Here is a 19,732-nt window from a genome sequence, read left to right as displayed (position 1 = left end):
AGCCCCCCACCCCTCTCACGACATCGTCAGGAACCGCTGCACCAGCGACGCCAGCAGCACCGCCAGCAGCGGCAGCGAGAACCAGAACGTGCTCTGCAGCCACTGCAACTGCCGCACGCCGGGTGCCACCGCCACCCGTACGACCTCCCGCGCCGCCAGCAGCACGATCAGCGCCAGCGCGGCCAGCGCGCCCACGACCGACCAGGGCGTCCAGGTGATCTTCGGGCCCGCCGGGCCGGGGTCCGGCTTCGCGACCGGGCCGTCGGGCTGCTCGCGCAGCGCGTACATCGACACGTCCGCGTTCGACAGGACTTGTCTCAGCTCCGGCCGCTTGTCCAGATTCGCGGTCAGCCGCTTCTCCCAGGTGGGCGAGTAGCCGGCGTCGAGCCGCAGGTACGTCGACTGACTGCGGTTGATCATGAGGTACGAGTTCGGGCCCGCGTCCTTCAGGGACTTGACCAGGCCCGCCACCAGCACCGGATCGACGGGCGCGAGCGTCGGTACGTAGGTGACCTTCTCCATGTCCCGCGCGCCCCACGGGATCGCGGGGGTGACGTTGTCGATGGTGTCGTTGCTCATCCACAGCAGCCGCACCGACGGATCGTCGTGCGCGTACACGAACTCCATCGCCGCGACCTCGCCGGACCTTGTCCGCTCGAAGGACTCGTTGCCCCAGCGGGAGACCAGGAAGCCGCCCATCAGGATCAGGCCGGTCAGCAGCGCGGCCAGCGGCGCGAGGCTCTTGCGGTCCGCCTCCCGCTCGGCGACGGTGACGCCGGTACGGGGGAAGAGCGCGAGCCCGGCCAGCAGGGCGGCGCCGGGTAGCGCGAACATGAAGACGCGCAGGGCCATTTCGCCGCCGTACGACTGCATGCCGAAGCCCAGGAACGGCACGAAGGCCAGCACAAGCAGCGAGCGCTCGCTGTAGCCGGCGAAGCGCCGCCGCCACCAGCCCCAGCAGGCGAAGGCCATCACACCGCCGGCCATGGCCACCCGGACGTACAGCACCAGCTTGTGGGTCGAACTGCCGCCCTCGATACGGCCGGAGACGGACGACGTCACGTTGCCGCCCACGCCACCGACCCCGCCGAACAGTTCGTCGAAGTGGCCGGACCAGTACGGCTCGGCGAAGAAGCCGATCCAGACCGCGACCAGCACAACGAACAGCATCGGCAGGCCGCGCAGGGTCGAGCGGCCGGTCATCACCAGGACGGCGAGTACGCCGAGCATCACGAACGGCGTGAGCTGGTGGGCGGGGACGGTGGCGGCGAAGAGGCCCACGACGACCAGCAGCAGCACCGCCTTCTCGCTCCGCCCGGCCGGCCTGACCTCGGCCTCGCCCGGCCGCCGCTTCCTCCACAGCACGCGGGGCTCGCGGAACCAGACCAGGAGGATTGCGACGAACGCGATGTACATGCCGTACGTGAAGCCCTGCGGCGAGAAGTAGTCCTGGCCGACCCAGCCGCTCAGTACGAAGATCCACGCCCCGGCCCACTTGGCGCGCCAGCTCGCCCGCATCGAGCGCACCAGCAGGAACAGCGGCGGGAGGTAGAGCAGCTGCATGGCCAGCGGCCACCAGCGGATGACGGAGGACATGTCCTCGACGCCGCACGCCTCGGCGACGAAGGTCGCCAGGGCGAAGAAACCGGGCCAGCTCCAGCGGGCGTCGAGGTCGGGCACCGCCGTGCCGGTCCGGTCGATGTAATCCATGAAGCCGAGGTGCTGCCAGGCGGTCGGGAAGCGAGGCTCGGCCTCCAGCACGGCGGGAAGCGCGTGCAGCGACACGACGGTGGCCAGCAGGGCCGCAGTCAGAAGTACGGTCCTCGGCCGGTCGAGCCACAGCAGCGAGGCGAACGACAGCGCGAGCAGTCCGGCGCCGAGCAGCGTCGCCGCCGGGAGTACGGAGATCAGCCCGAGGCCGCCGATACGCTCCAGGCCGGCCTCGCCGATGCCCTGCACCGGCAGCCAGTAGAGCGCGAGCGCGGCCAGGAGCAGCAGCCCGACGCCGAGTTCGGGGACGCGCATGCGCAGGGGTGTGCGGCGGGGCGCGGGCGGTACGTCGTGCGCCTGGGAGGCGGAAGCCACCTGCTCGACGCGCCCGACGCGTTCCTCCCGCTTCTCGCTCGCTTCTGCGGACGGTGTGGCAGCAGGTACGGACGAGGCGGAGCGGGGTGACGGAATCATCCTCGGCACGGGTGACTTGAGCGCCCACGTCGGCCGCTCCCCGCCCTCACCGGGCCCGCCGGAGCCACGGCGCCCACCGGACGCACCCGCCCCGGCAGGCGCGCCGGGGTATGCGGACCTGCCGGACGCGCCGGAGTTGCCGGACGCGCCGCAGTTGCTGGACCCGGCGGGCGCGCCGGACTGGGCGGACCTGCTGAAGCCGCCGGACGTGCCGGAGCGGGTGGATGTGCCGGACCCGGCAGGCGCGACGGGGTCGGTGGAGTCGGCAGGGCTGTCGGGGTTGCCCGTGCCGCCGGGCCCGGCCGCCCCGACGCTCCCCGCCGCAGGCGTACCCGTGGCCGGAGTCTCCGGTCCCGGTCGCACGTCGGGGCGGCGCTCCGGGTGGTCGAAGTCCAGCCGCGCCCCGAGCGGCATGGTGGGCGCGTCGAGCGCCGAGCGCAGCGCCCAGCGCGTCCCGAACTCGCCGCCCGGCGGCCTTTCCTCACGCGGCGGGTCGGCCGAGTCGCCGCGGTCGCCGTCCACCGCCAGGTCCGCCAGGTCACCGTCAGGGGCCGCCGCCTCCGCGCCCTTGGATCCGGCGGGCGGCGCCGACCGCACCACCCGGTGCAGCATCACGCCCGCGACCGAGGCCACGACCGCCAGGCTGGAGATCTCCGCGATCCCCGCCCCGACGAGCCCCATGCGCGGCAGCAGCAACAGCGTCAGGCCGAGCACCAGGACGCACAGCCCGCCCTGGAGATAGGCGAGAGGGGACGTGCGGCTCTGGGCGCGCAGGACCGCGAAGTACACCTCTATGACGACGCGGAGCAGCGCGCCGACGGCGAACCAGCGCAGCAGCGGGGTGGCGGCATCGGCGTACCCCTCGCCGAACACGCCCAGGATGTAGGGGGCGCCGAAGAACAGGACGGCCGCCACCGGCACCATGATGCGCGCCATGCGGCGCAGCGCGGCCCGGCAGTTCCGGGCGAGGGTGCTCGGGTCGTGCGCGCCTTCCACCGTCAGCGAGGCGCCCATGTTGATCGCGAGCAGATTGACCGTGCCGCCGATGGTCGTGGTGATGTAGAAGTACGCGTTGTCCTCGGAGCTGACCTGCGAGGCGACGATCACCGGCACCGCGTAGACGACGGCCAGCGAGAAGAGCGAACCGGTGTAGTCACCGGCCAGGAACCGGCCCATCTGCCGCAGCGTCGGCGGCTGGACGTGGTCCTCGGTGGCCATGACGTGACGCGGCACCAGGCGGCGGAAAACCAGCCAGCCCAGCGGGATCACCGACACGGCGATCGCCGCGACCCACGAGACGAAGACGCCCGCCGTCGGGATGGAGGCCGCGATCACGACCAGCAGCACCAGCTTGACCGCCGAGAAGACGGTATTGCCGACGGGCACCCACAGCGCGCTGCGCAGGCCCGTCAGGACCCCGTCCTGGAGCGTGAGCAACGACCACGCCACCACTGCGAGTACGAACCCGAGGCCGTTCAGTGGGCCGCGCAGGAAGCTGTACGACGGGCCCCACAGGCCGAGCGTCGACAGGAAGACCAGCGCGGCCACCGCGACCACGACCGAGCTTCCGGCGTACGTCCGCAACACCAGCCGCCCGGTCCTGCGCCCCGCCACCGGGATGAAGCGCGCGAGCGCCCCGGTGAGCGTCAGCGCGGTCAGGCCGGCCAGCAGCTTCATCGCGGCGATCGCCGCCGAACCCTGGCCGACCGCGGACTCCGAGTAGTACCGGGCCGCGGCCAGCCAGAAGCTCAGGCCGAGGAGCGCGCTGATGCCCGTGTTGAGCATGAGCGCGTAGGCGTTGCGGAAGAGCGGATTGCCGCCGCCCTTCCCCGGCAGCCGCAAGCGGCGCCCGGACGACGGCTGGCGCGCCGTCGCCGGGCTCTCGGCCCGGTCGGTGGTGGTCGTGTCAGACACGGCTCCTGCTTACCTTCCGGCCGGCCGCTCGGACTCTGCGGACCACGGCGTACCCCTTGGTGAGCACCCGGTCCCCGGCGAAGTCACGGGCGATCGACCGACCCTCCACGAGTCGCTCGAACTCCTCGATACCGGTCTTGCGCTGTACGGTCACCCGCTCCAGGGCGTACGGCCCCTGGCACCGCGCCGCGAGCGCGTTCCCCACGGCGAGCGACTGCGCGAACCCGGCCTCGCGCACCGTGCGGCGCACGCGGCGGCTGGAGTAGCCGTACGGGTAGGCGAAGGAGACGGGCCGGGTCCCGAGCTCCTCCGTGACGATCTCGCGGCAGCGCAGCGTCTCGAACCACAGCTCGTCGTCCGGGAGTTGATCCATTTGCGGGTGGGTGTGGCTGTGGCCGCCGATCTCGGTTCCGGCGGCCGCCAGTTCCCGTACCTGGTCCCAGTCGAGCATGGTGTCGATGGCGCCCCCGCCGTCGTACGGGCCGCGCAGCCAGCCCGTCGAGACGAACAGGGTCGACGCGAAACCGTGCTTGGCGAGGGCGGGGAGGACGTGCCGGTGCACGCCCTCGTAACCGTCGTCGAAGGTGATCAGCACCGGCCGCTGGGGCAGCTTGGAGCCACCCCGCCAGGCCGCGCCGAGCTGCGCCGTGGTCAGCGGGGTGAAGCCGCGCTCGTCGAGCAGTTCCATCTGCTCGGCGAACGCCTCCGGGGAGACCGAGAGGCCGTACGCCGCCTTCGCGGGCCGGTGTCCCACCGCGTGGTACATCAGGATCGGTACCGCCGGTCCGGTCACCGCGTCTCACCTCGCACGGACGGTCTTTCGGAGGCCGGGCGCGGGCCGGGCACCGAAGCCGAAGCCGGAGTCGGAGCCGAAGCCAGGACCGGGACTGAGAACGCGCCCCCGCCCCTGCGCGCCCGGACGCTCCCGAGGACGTACCCGCCCGCCGCTGCCGCCACTCCGGCCACAATGGCCCCGGCCCGCCCCGCGCCGCCCGGCCGCCCGAGGGCCGCGTCGCGCAGCCCCCGGGCGACACCGGCCGGCAGGACGCGTGTCGTGTAGCGGCGTTCGGACTCAAGTCCCTTGTCCGCACCGACACTTCGCGCCACCAGTGCCTTCGACAATCCCTCGGCGTACGCCCGCGTACGGAAGTAGCCGAAGCGCTCCCGGACGGCCGGGACCTTGTGGTGGATCACCGAGCGGTCGTCGATCAGCAGCACCGCGTCCGGCAGCGCCTGGGTGAGCCTGATGCACAGCTCCGTCTCCTCGCAGCCCAGCGGCCGCTTGTCGCCGTCCCTGCCGATGCCGGTGGCGAAGCCGCCCGCCGCGTCGAACGCCGACCTGCGGAAGGAGGCGTTCCCTCCGAGGACGTTACGGACCCGGACCCGCCCCGGCGGCAGGCCCTTGTACGTACAGCCGACGACCCAGTCGAACTCCTCGGGGAACCAGTCCGGCCGGCGGCCGGACGCCCAGGCGGGCATGGTTCTGCCCCCGACGGCCATCACGCGGGGATCGGCGTACCCCTCGGCGAAGTACCGCAGCCAGTCGCGCTCGGCCACGGCGTCGTCGTCGAGGAAGGCGACGATCCCGCCGCGAGCCGCGGCGATGCCGGTGTTGCGGCCCGCGGAGAGGCCGCGGGGGCCCGCGTTGGCGAGCACCCGCACCTCCTGACGATCGTTCTTGTACTCCTTGCCGAGCCGCTCCAGCAGCGCCGGATTGTGGTCGACGACCAGCAGTGTCTCGGCGGCGGGCCGTGACTGGCGGCGCACCGAGTCGACCGCCGCGAGGATGTCCTCCCAGCGGTCCTCGGTGTACACACAGATCACCACCGAGATGTCCAGGTGGCTCAAGACACCTCTCCCCGGCTGGCGCCCGGCGCGAAGGCCGGCGGCCTGCGGCGTCCGGTGCGCCGCTTCCCCTGCTCCTTCAGGATCACTCTGAGGACGCGCAATCCGTCCCGCACGGCGCTGAGATTGCTCATGCCGTGGATGCGTACGTACTCGTGGCTGGGGATCTCCTGGACCCGCAGGCCGGCCTTGACGACCCGGATGTTCATCAGGGTCTCGACCTCGAAGCCCGTGCAGTCGAGGTCGATCTTGTCGAGGCAGTGCCGCCAGAAGGCGTTGTAGCCGTAGCACAGGTCCGTGTAGCGCGCGCCGAACTTGGCGTTGACCACGGCGCACAGCACCCGGTTCCCGAGCTTGCGGATCGGCGTCATGTCGTCCGTGCCGCCGCCGTTGGCGAAGCGCGAGCCCTTGGCGAAATCGGCCCCCGAGACGAGCGCAGACACGTAACTGACGATCTCATGACCGTCGGCCGATCCGTCCGCGTCGACCATCACGATGATCTCGCCGGTGCAGGCGGCGAATCCGCTGATCAGTGCGTCGCCCTTGCCTTTTCCGCGCTGCTTGACGACCTTGATTCCCGGCCAGAGATCACGGGCCACCTGGACGGTGTCGTCGGTCGAATTCCCGTCGACCAGGATCACTTCGTGGATCCACGCGGGAAGGGTCTTGAAGACGTACGGGAGATTCTCCGCCTCATTCATGGCGGGGATCACGACACTCACCGGCGGTGCTATGGCGAGATGTGAAGAGATCGGCCGGTAAGCGTGGCCGACGTGGCCGGATATTAACGGATCTTGCCCCTCGATCGCAGGGCGGAGGAATGAGCTCATGAGTCTTTTCCCTCTCCACCGGTGGACCGCCCGCCCCCGGGCGGTCCGGATGAGTTTCCGGTTCGAAAGGGGGGTTCTCACCCTGCCCATGACGGCATGTCACTCCGTACGGACGGGCGAGCTGGCACAGCTTTCCCGCGCGGCACGCGACTCGGCACAGTACTGATCGCCGAGCACGACCCCCCTACCGCGCCCCGCACCGGGCCCCATCGCGACGCTTGAGCCCTCCCCTAGAGCCGCTTTGCATGATGAACCGTTGCGGGTGGATGTACGACGGTATTGATGATTGGGACTGTATGGCAAGACCTGGAACGTGGCCTCGCTTTTTTGCGCCTTTGGTATTGCATGGACGGTCACATACGGAACCGTCCCGATCGGAATTCGCCGATCCGCTTGAGTAGTCTGTCCGCCGGTTCGAACAATTCCGGCCGTTCGACGACCGTATTGCGCAATGCCCGGACCGGAGCGCGGTGCGCCCAGTGTCCGAGTGCGACGGGATGACGTCGCATCATCCACCCCTCCGACACCATGATTTCGCGGGTCTTGAGGGAGTCTTTGTACTGTTTCTGGCCGCGGCCGAGATCGATGTACGCGATACCGTCGGCGGCGGCGGCCTCAGCGATACGCAGGTGCATGAGCAGGCCGGGAGAGAATTTCGCGAACTCCGGATCATAGGCCGGAAACCAGCAGCTGATGATCCTTTCCGAACGCGGCCCGAAATGCGCCGCGACGGGCTTGCCGTCCGCGTAGAGCACCGACAGTAGGCCGCTGAAGGATTCCGTCCGGGTGTGGAACAGATGCTCCACGAGCCCGGTGATCCACGGCTGGGTGAAACGGTCGCTGCGCCCGGTCCTGCGGTACTGCGCGGACTTCCAGCGCATCAGCGTCCGCAGCGCCGCCGGGTCGCGCTCGTCGTGCACGTAACTCAGCTCGCCGACCGAGCGGGTCAGCCTGCGCTCCTTGGCGAGCGTCGACTTGAGGAACTTCGGCGAGTTCTTCCGCAGGTGGGCGAGGTATGCGTCGTAACCGTCCTGGGTGTCGATCACGGGTGAGGCGAACGACCCGGTGACGCCGGGGTCGAACGGCCCCTGCGCCTGCCCCTGCGTCAGATGATCGAACTCCCACACCGCGAGCTCGCACGCCCGCAGCAACTCCCGCGCGTCCCACTCGAAGCCCGGTCTGTGCACCAGACCCTGACTGTCGGAGACGCCGAGACCGATGGCCCGGCCGACGCCGGTGGCGGATCTCTGATGCGGGAAGAACGCCGCGGGCTCACCGCCTTCGCGTACGACCGCGATCCGCACCCCGCGCCGGTACCGGCCGAGGGCCAGCGTGAACTCGGGGGAGAGGAAAGGGTTCGCCAGCTCTGGCGCCCCGTGCAGGTGGGCCTTGGACTGCATGGCGGTCCAGGCCGTTCGGTCGGCGGCGCTGAGCTCGCCGGGGTGGAGCACGCTGGTGTCGGTCATGTCAGGGGGCCTGCCTTCTCGCCGTAGGGCCGCCGGGGCGCCGTACCAGCGCCAAGAGGAAGAGCAGGGCGCTGATTCCGGCGATCGCCGCGACCCCGCCCCTGATCGACCAGGTCTGCGTGGCCAGCATCGCCTGGGCCACCAGCAGGTTGAGCGCGACGGCTCCCGCCGCCGATGCCACCAGGCGGCCCAATGGCTCCAGGCCCCGAAGGCCGGCGGCCACGGCGCAGGCCGGCGCCACGATCAGGAAGAAGAGAGTGAACGGCGCGCGAAGTGGCGACGCTAGGTCCGCGAGCGCCAGTACGGCGCCGACCCCCGACACGGCGAGTGCCGCGCCCGCGAGAACGGGCGGCGAATCCGTGACAACTGCCGATGGCTTGTTACCGATGGTCTGCATTGGCGACTTTGCCCCCTGAAGCGCCGGATGCCGGGCTTCAATGTCGCGCAGCCCACTCGGGCGCGTCAAGGACGCGGAGAGGTGTGAGGAAGATCCCAGGGGAAAGTTCTTGGCATGGACACTTCCGGTGATGTATGGGGACTGCTACGAAAGTTGAGGCGGAATTCCTGCTAAGGGAGGTTCCATGAAACTGTCCCGAATCGCGGCATTCTCATCCTCACTCCTGCTCACCGCGGCCCTCGCCCTCACCGGGGCGAGCGCGGCGCAAGCAGCCCAACAGGCCGAATCCCCGGACTATGTGGCCCTCGGCGACTCCTATTCCTCGGGAGTCGGCGCCGGCAGCTACGACAGCGCGAGCGGCAACTGCAAGCGCAGCGCGCGTGCCTACCCGGTCCTCTGGGCGGCGTCCCATTCACCCTCGACGTTCGAGTTCACCGCTTGTGCCGGCGCTCGTACGGGTGATGTGACAGCCGGTCAGCTTGCCCCGCTCAACGCCTCCACCGACCTCGTCTCCCTCACCGTCGGCGGCAACGACGCCGGCTTCGCGGACGTCATGACGACGTGCGTCACCCAGTCCGAGTCCGCGTGCCTCGCCCGGATCGCTCAAGCCCGCGCCTACGTCGACACCACCCTGCCCGGCAAGCTCGACTCCGTGTACACGGCGATCAGAGCGAAGGCCACCACGGCGCACGTCGTCGTACTCGGCTACCCCCGCTTCTACAAGCTCGGCGGCGGCTGCATCGCCGGGCTGACCGAGAGAGAGCGCGCCGCGATCAACGACGCCTCCGACTACCTCAACACCGCCACCGCCAAGCGCGCGGCGGACCACGGCTACACCTTCGCGGAGGTCACTCCGGCCTTCACCGGCCACGAGATCTGCTCGTCGGCGCCGTGGCTGCACAGCGTGAAGTGGACCAACATCGGCGAGTCGTACCACCCGACCGCGGCAGGCCAGTCGGGCGGATACCTGCCCGTCTTCACCTCTGCTGCCTGATCTGCGCGGCCGCCGGACTCCCGGCGGTGTAGGAGGCCCCGTCCGTCGGGGTCTCCTGCTCGCAGGTCACCGAGAACGCCACGGAGTTGGACGTGGCCGCCACCGGGCTCCTGACCTCCACGCTGATCTCGTCGTGGTGGGTGCTGTCCTCCTTGTACGTCAGCTCGGTGTGGTTCACCTGCTTCGACTTCTCCTCGCCCGCGCCGAAACTCAGCGTCCTCCACCCGGAGTCGGAGGACTCACCGCTGCCGGTCACCCACCGGTAGCCGACCTCGGCGGGGACGCGCCCCACCGTGAAGGTCGCGGTGAACGACGGCGCCTGGCCCTCGGGCGGCGGACAGGTGCCGGAGTAACTGCCGGTCACCGTCGTGACGGTGACCTTCACGGACTGGTGCGGCGGGGTGGCCGTACCCCCGTTGCCGCCACCGTTGGTCCCGGTCCCGCCGGTGTCGCCGCCGCCGTTCCCGGTCGTGCCCGTGCCCGTATCCCCGCCGGTGGAGCCGCCGGTGCCGGCGCCGCCGTCCGTCCCGCCGCCGTTCTTGCCGCCACTGTCGCTGCCACTGTCACCGCCTCCGCCGGAAGCGGAGTCGGTGCCGCCCCCGTCGTCGCCGGTCGCGCCGGACGAGGTGCCGCCCGAAGCCGTCCCCGGGTCCTTGGCGTTGGCGTTCACCAGCGCCCACGTGATGCCCCCCACGGCGAGCAGCAGCGCGACCACCCCCGCCACCAGCACCACGACACCGCGCCGGGGCCGGTCCTGCGTCGTGGTGGAGGTCGTCGCGCTGGGGAGGGGCTGAGGAGCAGGGGGAGGAGTGTGGCTGCCGTACGGCGAAGGCACCGCGACCGGCGTGGAGCCCGTGATGGTCGGACTGTACGGACCGGACGCGACCGGCACGGCCCCGGTACGCGGCGGCGTACCCCCGGATTCCACGATCCGCAGCAGACGCTCCGCCTCCCCGGCGGACATCCGCTCGGCCGGCTCCTTGCGCAACAGTCCCTCGATCACCGGCGCCAGCGCGCCCGCCCGCGCCGGGCGCGGCAGCTCCTCGTCGACCACCGCGCGCAGGGTGGACAGCGGCGTGTCCTGACGGAACGGCGAGTTGCCCTCGACCGCGGCGTACAGCAGCACCCCGAGCGACCACAGATCCGACTCCGGCCCCGGCGTACGCCCCATCGCCCGCTCCGGCGCCAGGAATTCGGGCGACCCGATCAGCTCGCCGGTCATCGTGAGCGCCGAGGTTCCCTCGACCATCGCGATGCCGAAGTCCGTCAGTACGACGCGGCCGTCATTGGCGATCAGTACATTGCCGGGCTTCACGTCGCGGTGCAGTACGCCCGCCTCGTGCGCCGCGCGCAGGGCCGCCAGGACCTCGGTGCCGATCCGGGCGGCACGCTGCGGGCTCAGCGGACCCTCCCCGTCCAGTACGTCGGAGAGCGACAGCCCGCGCACCAGCTCCATCACGATCCACGGGCGGCCCTCCTCGGTGGCCACGTCGTACACGGTGATCACATTGCGGTGCGAGATACGGGCGGCCGCCCACGCCTCGCGCTCCAGCCGCGCGTACAGCCGCTGTCCGTCCGTGGCGCCGAGCCCGGACGGCGCCCGGACCTCCTTGACCGCGACCTCGCGGCCCAGGACGTCGTCGCGGGCGCGCCACACGACGCCCATGCCGCCCTCACCCAGGGGTGCCAGCAGGCGGTAACGGCCCGCGATCACCCGCTGCTCATTGCCCGGCTGTTCGCTCACTGGCGAGCCTCCTGTCCGCAGCAGAGCGGCATCACGGAAGAAACCACTCAAAGTTAGCTCAACTCCGGCCTGCTGGAGCCTCCTTGAACAGCAATCCGCCCGCCCGGCGGTCCTTCGCGCGTAAACTGTCCAACTCACCCTGGAATCAGTCGTATTCGGAGAGTAATCGTCACGTGGTCGTCAACCCCCGTACTGGGGTGGTGAATCACACCGGCGGGATACACGAGTGTCTCGACGGGGCGATAGGGTTAACCTGCCCGGGCCGGGTGCCCTCGTACGGGTGGGGAGTGACATGGAACAGATAACGGTGCGCAGCAGGCCTCGAGTGCCTGCGATCACATGCGGGAGCAGTGCGACCAGCTCGCGCCTCGACCGCCATCTCGCGGTGCTCGGCGGACCAGCCGTGCCGCTCGGTGAGACGGCTGAGGCGACCCTGTTGATGCGCGAGCTCACGTCACGTGATGTGGCGCACTCGCGGGCGAGCAGGAGCGGGCGCGTCTCGCTCTTCGCCCCGCTGCGGCGACTGCGTCGATCGCTCTTCGGCAGCCGCCACTGACGCGGCGGATCAGCAGTGCGACCGCGCTCAGGCGATCACACCGTCCCGGCGCAGCGCTGATATCTGTACGTCCGTCATCCCCAGGCCGTGCAGCAGCGCGTCGGTGTGCTCGCCGAGTGCGGGAACCGGACCCATCAGCGGGTCCGCTCCACCCGGCATAGTGATCGGCGGCAGCATCGCCCGCAGGGGCCCCGCCGGTGAATCAATCTCACGCCAGCGGCCGCGCGCCGCCAGTTGCGGATGCGCCGCCACGTCGGCCACCGTGTTCAGCCGGGCGCAGGCGATACCGGCCGCCTCCAGCGCCGCGATCGCCTCCGGCGCACTCATCACTCCCAGCGCCTCCGCGACCACCGCGTCGGTCTTGACCCGGTTGCCCGTCCGGGCGGTGTTCGTGGCGAAGGCGGGATCGTCCGCCAGTTCCGGACGCCGGAGCACCTGCTCGGCGAGGCGCCGCCACTCCCGGTCGTTCTGCACCGACAGCAGCACCTGACCGCCGTCCGCCGTCGGGTAGGCGTTGTACGGCGAGATGACGGCGTGCGCGACGCCGGTGCGCGCCGGGGCCTCACCTCCATGCATCCCGTGGTGCAGGGGATGCCCCATCCACTCACCGAGTGCCTCCAGCATGGACACCTCGATCGGCCCGCCGAGCCCGGTCGTCGCGCGCCGCAGCAGGGCGGCCAGGACCCCGGAGAACGCGTACATCGCCGCGGCGATGTCGGCCGCCGGAATGCCCGCCTTGACCGGCTGCTCAGGCGTGCCGGTGACCGACACGAGCCCCGCCTCGCACTGGACGAGCATGTCGTACGCCCGCTTGTCGGCGTACGGCCCGTCGGCGCCGTAACCCGAGATGTCGACGGCGACCAGCCGCGGGTGCGCGGCGCACAGGGTGGCGGCGTCGAGCCCTAGCCGTGCTGCCGCCCCGTTGGCGAGGTTCTGCATGAACACATCGGCCCCGGCGATGAGTTCCCGTACCGCGTCCAGACCACGCGAGTCCTTCAGATCCACCGCGAACGACTCCTTGCCGCGGTTGCACCACACGAAGTGCGAGGCGAGGCCGCGCGCGGCGGTGTCGTAGCCACGGGCGAAGTCGCCGCCGTCCGGTCGCTCGATCTTGATGACGCGGGCACCGAGGTCGGCGAGCTGGCGGGTGGCGAACGGCGCCGAAACGGCCTGTTCGACGGCGACGACGGTGATGCCGTCGAGGGGGAGAGGCAGGGGCTGAGTGCTCATGCCCCACTGACTATCGTGTACGTCACACCTTTGTCACCCGGACATGTTGGCGGAGAACCCGTTCACTTTCCGCCGTTCGCGTACTTGCGGACGGCGAGCGGCCCGAAGACTGCGGGCCAGGGCGCCGGGGCCGGTGCTACAGCAGCGCGAACTGCCCCTCCGGGCCCTCCTCCCGGTGATCCAGGACCGACGCCGGGCGCCGCACCGCATCCGGCACCGGGAGTACGCCCGCCTCCGTCAGCTCCGCCCGGCTGATCCGCCTCCCGCCCCGCAGCTCCCCCCGGCCCGCGTCGAGCTCGGCCAGCAGCGCCAGCACCGTGATCAGCTCCAGCAGGTCGGACGTCCACTCCTGCGGCCACGCCGAAGGGCGGATCGCCTCCAGGGTCCCCGGCTCACCCCGTGCCGTACGCCGCTCGAACCACAGATCCAGCACCCGCACCCCGCCCACATGGAAGTCCCATGCCGCGGCCGGTACGGGCGAAACGCGACCCTCCCCGACGTGCAGAACCTCCTCCTCCGCGTCGTATCGCAGCACCGAAGGCCACGCCGGGACGGCGGCCCGGACATAAGGGCGGCGGCCGCCCGGCAGCCTGGGGCGCTCCCCACCCCGCGCACCCCGCACCTGCACCACAGTCATCCGGCGGCCCAGCTCCACGCCCGCAGCCCAGACGTCCGGCCCCACCGGCAGCGGAACCACCGCGCCCGACGGTGAGGGCTCGGCAGCCGCGACCGCCCACGCCAGTACGTCCCCGGCAGCGACCTCGTGTCCGTAACGGTCGCTGAGCAGCGCCCGCAGCCCCGGCGCCAGATTCGGTTCGCGGCCGCCGGGGCGGCGGTGCAGCGGCCGGATGCGACCGGGGCGGCCGGCGGGGGAGCGGCCGTCCGGGAGCAGGGCGCTGACCAGCAACGCCGGCCCGGCGGCGGCCCCGGGTACGTACGCCTGCTCCACGGCGAAGAGCTGGTCCGAATCGTCGGCCACCCGCCACAGCTCCGGCCGGGCCGCGTCGATCAGCCGGTGGTCCGGGATCAGCCACTGTTCGTCGAAGGGGCCGTGGAGGATCCGGACCGGCTCCGGGCAGGGGCCGGTCTCTCGTACGAGGCGGCCCGTGCCCGTCGACCGCCCGGGCAGCGCGGCCACCGAAGTGCGTGTCGTACGCGCCCGGGTGGCCCCGAACAGCGCCTCGCGGTCGGCCCCCTCGGCCCGTACAAGCGCGTCCCAACGGGCCCGCAGCGTACGTCTGTCCGGCGCCAGCACCCAGCCCCGCCCCAGCCGCAGCGGCGCCACCGACCAGGGCATCAGTTCGTCAAGCAGCGGGGAGTCCGGGGCAATCATGCGGGCATCGTAGCCACGCCACCCGACCGCAAGTCAGTGCGCGTCCACCGTCACCGAGAAGGAGAAGCGGTCGCCCCGGTAGCGGATGCGCGCCACGTCCACGACCCGCCCCTCCCGGTCGTACGTCACACCCGTGTAGTGCAGGATCGGGCTGAGCAGCGGCACCTTCAACAGGTCCGCCGTCGCCGGATCGGCCAGCCGCGCCTCGACCGTGTCCGTGATCTTGCTGATGCGTACGCCCACCACGTCCCGCAGCACCTTCGTCATCGGCCAGCGTTCGAGATCGGCCACGTCGAGACCGGCGGCGACATCCGACCGAACCGCGTTCTCGGCCCAGTTCGTCGGCTCCCCGCTCTCGCCGTCGCAGCGCAGCCGTTTGTAGGTGACGACCTCTTCCTCGTCCGGGAAGTACTCGACGAGTTCGCCGGGAACGGGCGTCGGCCCGTGCCCGAGGATCGTCGTCAGCTCCCCGGACTGCTGGGCCACGATCGCGTCGATCGAGCCGAGCAGCCGGCGCGGCGCACCGCGCCTGGCGCCCGGCTCGATGAACGTGCCGCGCCGCCGGTGCCTGCTGATCAGGCCCTCCGCCTCCAGCTCCTTGAGGGCCTGGCGCATGGTGAGCACGCTCACGCCGTAGTGCGTGGCGAGCTGCTCCTCGGTGGGCAGCCGCAGCGAGGCGTCGGGCGTGCGGCCCAGTATGGAAGCGCGCAGGGACTGCGAGACCTGGTACCAGAGCGGGAGCTTCCGGTTCAGGACCAGCGAGTCGGGGGCGAATGCGGTCACGGTTTCATTTCTCCGTCGGCACGGTACGACGTACGTACTACTACGACCTGAAGTGGCGTTGCAGACCATGCCACACGTCGTCGTACGCCGGCTGCAGGTGGTCGGCGGACGCCGCCTGAGCGGTCGCCGTGACAGGCCAGCGCGTCTCGAACATGAAGGCAAGACCGTCGTCGATCTTCTGCGGCTTCAGCTCGGCGGCGCTCGCCCGGTCGAAGGTCTCACGGTCGGGCCCGTGCGCCGACATCATGTTGTGGAGCGAGCCGCCACCCGGCACGAAGCCTTCGGCCTTCGCGTCGTACGCGCCCTCGATCAGGCCCATGTACTCGCTCATCACATTGCGGTGGAAGTACGGCGGCCGGAAGGTGTCCTCGCCGACCAGCCAGCGCGGCGCGAAGACGACGAAGTCGACGCCCGCCAGCCCCGGGGTGTCGGACGGCGACGTAAGGACGGTGAAGATCGACGGGTCGGGGTGGTCGTAGCTGATGCTGCCGATGACGTTGAAGCGGTGCAGGTCGTAGACGTACGGGACGTGATTGCCGTGCCAGGCGACGACGTCGAGGGGCGAGTGGTCGTACGTCGCCGACCAGAGGTTGCCGCAGAACTTGTTCACCACCTCCACCGGGCCCGCGTCCTCGTACGCCGCTACCGGAGCGAGGAAGTCGCGGGCGTTGGCGAGGCCGTTCGCGCCGATCGGGCCGAGGTCGGGGAGCTGGAACGGCTGGCCGTAGTTCTCGCAGACGTAACCGCGAGCCGTCTCGTCCAGCAGCTCCACGCGGAAGCGCACTCCGCGCGGGATCAGCGCGATGTGGCCGGGATCGCAGCGCAGCAGGCCGAACTCGGTGCGCAGCAGCAGGCCGCCGCGCTCCGGAACGATCAGCAGCTCGCCGTCGGAGTCGCTGAACACGCGGTCCGTCATGGAGGAGTTGGCGTGGTAGAGGTGAATCGCCATGCCGGTGCGCTGGGTCGTGTCGCCGTTGCCGCCGACCGTCCACAGGCCGGCCAGGAAGTCGGTGCCGGGCGAAGGCTCGGGCAGCGGGTTCCAGCGCAGCCGGTTCGGGTCGGGGACGGTCTCCGTGAAGGGCGCGCTGCGCAGGTTGCCGTTGTCGGTGCGTACGAACGCGGGGTGCGCGGCCGACGGCCTGATCCGGTACAGCCACGAGCGCCGGTTGTGGGCGCGCGGCTCAGTAAAGGCTGAGCCGCTCAGCTGCTCGGCGTACAGGCCGAGCGGGGCGCGCTGGGGTGAATTGCGGCCGTGCGGCAAGGCGCCGGGGACGGCCTCCGAGCTGTGTTCGTTGCCGAAGCCAGAGGAGTGGGCCAGTCCCTCAGCCGTTTTCCTCGCCTGCTCGATGCCGTTCATCGTCCGCTCCCGGGGTGCCGAAGGAATCCTATGGTTGACAGTAGGATTCGCAGAGCCGCCCGTCAACGGGTGTCATACCCGCCGGAACGGTCGGCATCATGGATCCCGTGCCCCCGACGAACTCACTCCGCCGAGCCCCCGTGCAACAGCGCAGCGCCGAGCGGCTCGCCCGGATACTGGACGCCTGCGCCCAACTCCTGGACGAAACCGGCTACGAGCGGCTGAGTACGCGGGCGGTCGCCGCCCGCGCGGGCGTGCCCATCGGCTCCGTCTACCGCTTCTTCGGCAACAAGCGCGCCATGGCCGACGCCCTGGCCCAGCGCAACCTCGACCGTTACGCCGAGCGGATCAGTGGCCGCATCGCCGCGATGCCGGGTGAGGACTGGCGCGGCGCCATCGACGCCGTACTCGACGAGTACATCGCCATGAAGCGGACCGTCCCCGGCTTCCGCCTCGTCGACTTCGGCGTCCAGATCCCGCTGGGTGTCCGGGCGGGCGACCCCGGCGACGCCGACATCAATTACCGCGTCACCGACCGCCTGACCGACCTCCTCTCTGCCCACCTCGGCCGCACCCCGGACGCGGCCCTGCGCCGGACGGTCCTGGTCGCCGTAGAGGCGGCCGACGCGGTGCTCCAGCTCGCCTTCCGCGTGCGGCCGTCGGGGGGCCCGGACCTCATCACCGAAACGCGCGCCGTGCTGCACGCGTATCTGGCCCGGACACTCGACTGATCCTCTTCGCCCGGGCCTCCCCATCATGCCTACCGGTCGGTATGCTCGGCCGTGCTCGCGCGTCACCGCCGCCGTCGCCGCCGCCCGCTGGAGGGCTCATGTCCGAACCCCGCACCGCCCTGCGTATCTGTCCCCTCTGTGAAGCCACCTGCGGTCTGACCCTCACCATCGAGGGCACCCAGGTGACCGGCGCGCGCGGTGACCGTGACGACATATTCAGTCAGGGGTTCATCTGCCCCAAGGGCGCCTCCTTCGCAGAGGTCGACGGCGACCCCGACCGGCTGACCGGGCCCCTCGTCCGTAAGGACGGCGTCCTCCAGGAAGCGACCTGGGCCGAGGCCTTCGACCTCGTCGCCGCCCGGATCCAGCCGATGGTCGCCGAGCACGGGCCCAACTCCGTCGGCGTCGTACTCGGCAACCCCAACGTCCACACCATGGCCGGCGCCCTCTACCCGCCCGTCCTCCTCTCCCTCCTGCGCACCCGCAGCCTCTTCACCGCCAGCACCGTCGACCAGATGCCCAAGCACGTCTCCAGCGGGCTTCTCTTCGGCGACCCGTTTGCCATCCCGGTGCCCGACCTGGACCGTACGGACCACCTCCTGCTCCTCGGCGCCAACCCGCTGGATTCCAACGGCAGCCTCTGCACCGCCCCCGACTTCCCCGGCAAGCTCAAGGCGCTGCGCCGCCGCGGCGGCACGCTCGTCGTCGTCGATCCGCGCCGCACGCGCACCGCGAAGCTCGCCGACCGGCACGTCCCCATCAGGCCCGGTACGGACGCGCTGCTGCTGGCCGCGCTCGCCCAGGTTCTCTTCGAGGAGAAGCTGGCGGACCCGGGCGTACTGGAGGAGTACGTCGACGGGCTGGCCGAAGTCCGGGACGTCGTACGGGACTTCACGCCGGAGGCCGTCGCTGCCGCCTGCGACATCCCCGCCGACGAGATCCGCCTGCTGGCCCGTGGCCTCGCCGCCGCGCCGACCGCCGCGGTGTACGGCCGGGTCGGCAGCTCCACCGTCGAGTTCGGCACCCTGGCCAACTGGCTCGTCGACGTACTGAACATCCTCACCGGCAACCTCGACCGCCCCGGCGGCGCCCTCTTCCCGCTCTCCGCCACCGTTCCCGCGCCGCGCCCCGCCGGCCCCGGCAAGGGATTCGCGCTCGCCCGCTGGAGGAGCCGGGTCAGTGGCCACCCGGAGGCCAAGGGTGAACTGCCGCTGTCCGCGCTCGCCGAGGAGATCGACACCCCGGGGGAGGGGCGGGTGCGTGCGGTCATCGCCATCGCCGCCAACCCCGTGCTCTCCGCGCCCGACGGGCTCCGCCTCGACCGCGCCCTGAGCGAGCACCTCGACTTCATGGTCAGCGTCGATCCGTACCTCAACGAGACTTCGCGCCACGCCGACGTCGTGCTGCCCCCGCCGCCGCCGTCCCAGAGCGCGCACTTCGACTTCGCCTTCAACGGCTTCGCCGTTCACAACCAGGCGCGTTACAGTCCGGCCGCCGTCCCCCTGGAGGACGGACGGATGGACGAGAGTGAGATCCACGCCCGGCTGATCCTCGCGGTGAGTGGCATGCACGGCGCCGATCCGGCGTCCGTCGACGACCTCGTCATCGAGCGCGCCCTCACCAAGGCGGTCGCCGAACCGCACTCGCCCGTCCACGGCGGCGATCCCAAGCAGCTCGCCGCCGTACTCACCGGGCGCACCGGACCCGAGCGTCGCCTGGACATGATGCTGCGCCTCGGCCCGTACGACCTGGTCCTCGCCGACCTGCTCGCGCAGCCGCACGGCGTCGACCTCGGCCCGCTCACGTCCCGCCTTGCGCAGGTGCTGAAAACCCGCAGCGGAAAGGTCGAGTTGCTGCCGCAGCCCATCGCCGCCGACCTGCCGCGGCTGCGGCGCGCGCTGGACGAACGGCCCGCCGCCCTCGTGCTCGTGGGCCGCCGCCACCTGCGCTCCAACAACAGCTGGCTGCACAACATCCCTTCGCTCAACGGCGGCAGCAACCGCTGCACCATCCAGGTCCACCCCGACGACGCGGCCCGGCTCGGTCTCACCGACGGCGAGGACGCCCGTATCGCCGCGGAGGGAGGGGAGCTGAAGGTTGTGGTGGAGGTGACGGACGCGGTACGCGCCGGAGTGGTGAGCCTCCCGCACGGCTGGGGGCACGACCGCGAAGGCGTCCGGATGGGGGTGGCCGCGGCCACTCCCGGCGTCAACGTCAACCAGTTGCTCGACGGGAGCCGGCTCGACCCGCTGTCGGGCACAGCCGTGCTCAACGGATTCCCCGTCGAGGTAACACCCATATCGTGACCTGGGGTTTTGCGCTTATTGCTCGCGTGTCAACATCTTGTTAACGCGTCGGAGGGCGACCT

The 19,732-nt window shown here is 71.0% G+C and carries 15 protein-coding genes; 4 read left to right on the top strand and 11 right to left on the bottom strand.

Going from position 1 to position 19,732, the window contains the following annotated elements; genetic code table 11:
- Positions 1–15: 15 nt before the first annotated feature.
- From ABZX79_RS03430 to ABZX79_RS03405, 6 genes are all read right to left on the bottom strand, one after another.
- The gene (locus tag ABZX79_RS03430) at positions 16–4,098 is read right to left on the bottom strand and encodes a polysaccharide biosynthesis C-terminal domain-containing protein (RefSeq protein WP_355250808.1); all 4,083 of its coding nucleotides are present in this window, start codon (positions 4,096–4,098) and stop codon (positions 16–18) included.
- Entirely contained in the window at positions 4,091–4,891 is an 801-nt protein-coding gene (locus ABZX79_RS03425) for a polysaccharide deacetylase family protein (RefSeq protein WP_355250806.1), read from the bottom strand. The genes ABZX79_RS03430 and ABZX79_RS03425 overlap by 8 nt, the downstream gene beginning before the upstream one ends.
- Complete coding sequence (locus ABZX79_RS03420; protein WP_355250803.1) at positions 4,888–5,946, bottom strand: glycosyltransferase family 2 protein; 1,059 nt, start codon at positions 5,944–5,946, stop codon at positions 4,888–4,890. Before ABZX79_RS03420 ends, ABZX79_RS03425 begins: the two co-directional genes overlap by 4 nt.
- Entirely contained in the window at positions 5,943–6,773 is an 831-nt protein-coding gene (locus ABZX79_RS03415) for a glycosyltransferase family 2 protein (RefSeq protein ID WP_355250800.1), read from the bottom strand. The genes ABZX79_RS03420 and ABZX79_RS03415 overlap by 4 nt, the downstream gene beginning before the upstream one ends.
- Positions 6,774–7,126: 353 nt before the next feature.
- Positions 7,127–8,239, bottom strand: a complete 1,113-nt coding sequence (locus tag ABZX79_RS03410; protein WP_355250797.1) for a GNAT family N-acetyltransferase — start codon at positions 8,237–8,239, stop codon at positions 7,127–7,129.
- Position 8,240: 1 nt separating this feature from the next.
- Complete coding sequence (locus ABZX79_RS03405; RefSeq protein WP_355250794.1) at positions 8,241–8,636, bottom strand: hypothetical protein; 396 nt, start codon at positions 8,634–8,636, stop codon at positions 8,241–8,243.
- A gap of 184 nt (positions 8,637–8,820) precedes the next feature.
- Between ABZX79_RS03405 and ABZX79_RS03400 the strand changes: the two genes are divergently transcribed.
- Positions 8,821–9,630 (top strand): SGNH/GDSL hydrolase family protein, encoded by an 810-nt coding sequence (locus tag ABZX79_RS03400; protein ID WP_355250791.1) that lies wholly within the window; start codon positions 8,821–8,823, stop codon positions 9,628–9,630.
- Here ABZX79_RS03400 and ABZX79_RS03395 read toward each other — a convergent pair.
- A complete protein-coding gene (locus ABZX79_RS03395) occupies positions 9,614–11,296 on the bottom strand; it encodes a serine/threonine-protein kinase (protein WP_355251063.1) in 1,683 nt (560 codons plus the stop codon). The genes ABZX79_RS03400 and ABZX79_RS03395 overlap by 17 nt on opposite strands.
- Before the next feature lie 370 nt (positions 11,297–11,666).
- On the opposite strand from ABZX79_RS03395, the gene ABZX79_RS03390 reads away from it, so the two are divergent.
- The gene (locus ABZX79_RS03390; RefSeq protein ID WP_355250788.1) at positions 11,667–11,930 is read left to right on the top strand and encodes a hypothetical protein; all 264 of its coding nucleotides are present in this window, start codon (positions 11,667–11,669) and stop codon (positions 11,928–11,930) included.
- A 27-nt stretch (positions 11,931–11,957) separates the two neighbouring features.
- Here the strand turns inward: ABZX79_RS03390 and ABZX79_RS03385 are convergent, their stop codons facing one another.
- From ABZX79_RS03385 to hmgA, 4 genes are all read right to left on the bottom strand, one after another.
- Positions 11,958–13,160 (bottom strand): CaiB/BaiF CoA-transferase family protein, encoded by a 1,203-nt coding sequence (locus ABZX79_RS03385; RefSeq protein WP_355250786.1) that lies wholly within the window; start codon positions 13,158–13,160, stop codon positions 11,958–11,960.
- Between the two features lie 136 nt (positions 13,161–13,296).
- A complete protein-coding gene (locus ABZX79_RS03380) occupies positions 13,297–14,493 on the bottom strand; it encodes a type ISP restriction/modification enzyme (protein WP_355250783.1) in 1,197 nt (398 codons plus the stop codon).
- A 33-nt stretch (positions 14,494–14,526) separates the two neighbouring features.
- Positions 14,527–15,276, bottom strand: coding sequence for a GntR family transcriptional regulator (locus ABZX79_RS03375; RefSeq protein ID WP_355250781.1), 750 nt, complete (start codon positions 15,274–15,276; stop codon positions 14,527–14,529).
- A 40-nt stretch (positions 15,277–15,316) separates the two neighbouring features.
- Positions 15,317–16,633 carry a homogentisate 1,2-dioxygenase gene (hmgA, locus tag ABZX79_RS03370; protein WP_355250778.1) on the bottom strand — a complete coding sequence of 439 codons (1,317 nt, stop codon included), beginning with the start codon at positions 16,631–16,633 and terminating at the stop codon, positions 15,317–15,319.
- Between the two features lie 98 nt (positions 16,634–16,731).
- On the opposite strand from hmgA, the gene ABZX79_RS03365 reads away from it, so the two are divergent.
- Complete coding sequence (locus ABZX79_RS03365; protein ID WP_355250775.1) at positions 16,732–17,364, top strand: TetR/AcrR family transcriptional regulator; 633 nt, start codon at positions 16,732–16,734, stop codon at positions 17,362–17,364.
- 98 nt (positions 17,365–17,462) lie between these two features.
- Positions 17,463–19,670 (top strand): molybdopterin oxidoreductase family protein, encoded by a 2,208-nt coding sequence (locus ABZX79_RS03360; RefSeq protein ID WP_355250773.1) that lies wholly within the window; start codon positions 17,463–17,465, stop codon positions 19,668–19,670.
- The last annotated feature ends 62 nt before the right edge of the window (positions 19,671–19,732 follow it).

The sequence above is a fragment of the Streptomyces sp. NPDC002994 genome (assembly GCF_040611155.1).
GTDB lineage: Bacteria > Actinomycetota > Actinomycetes > Streptomycetales > Streptomycetaceae > Streptomyces.
Note: the sequence above shows the minus strand (reverse complement) of the source record. Positions and strands in the feature narration are given on the sequence as shown.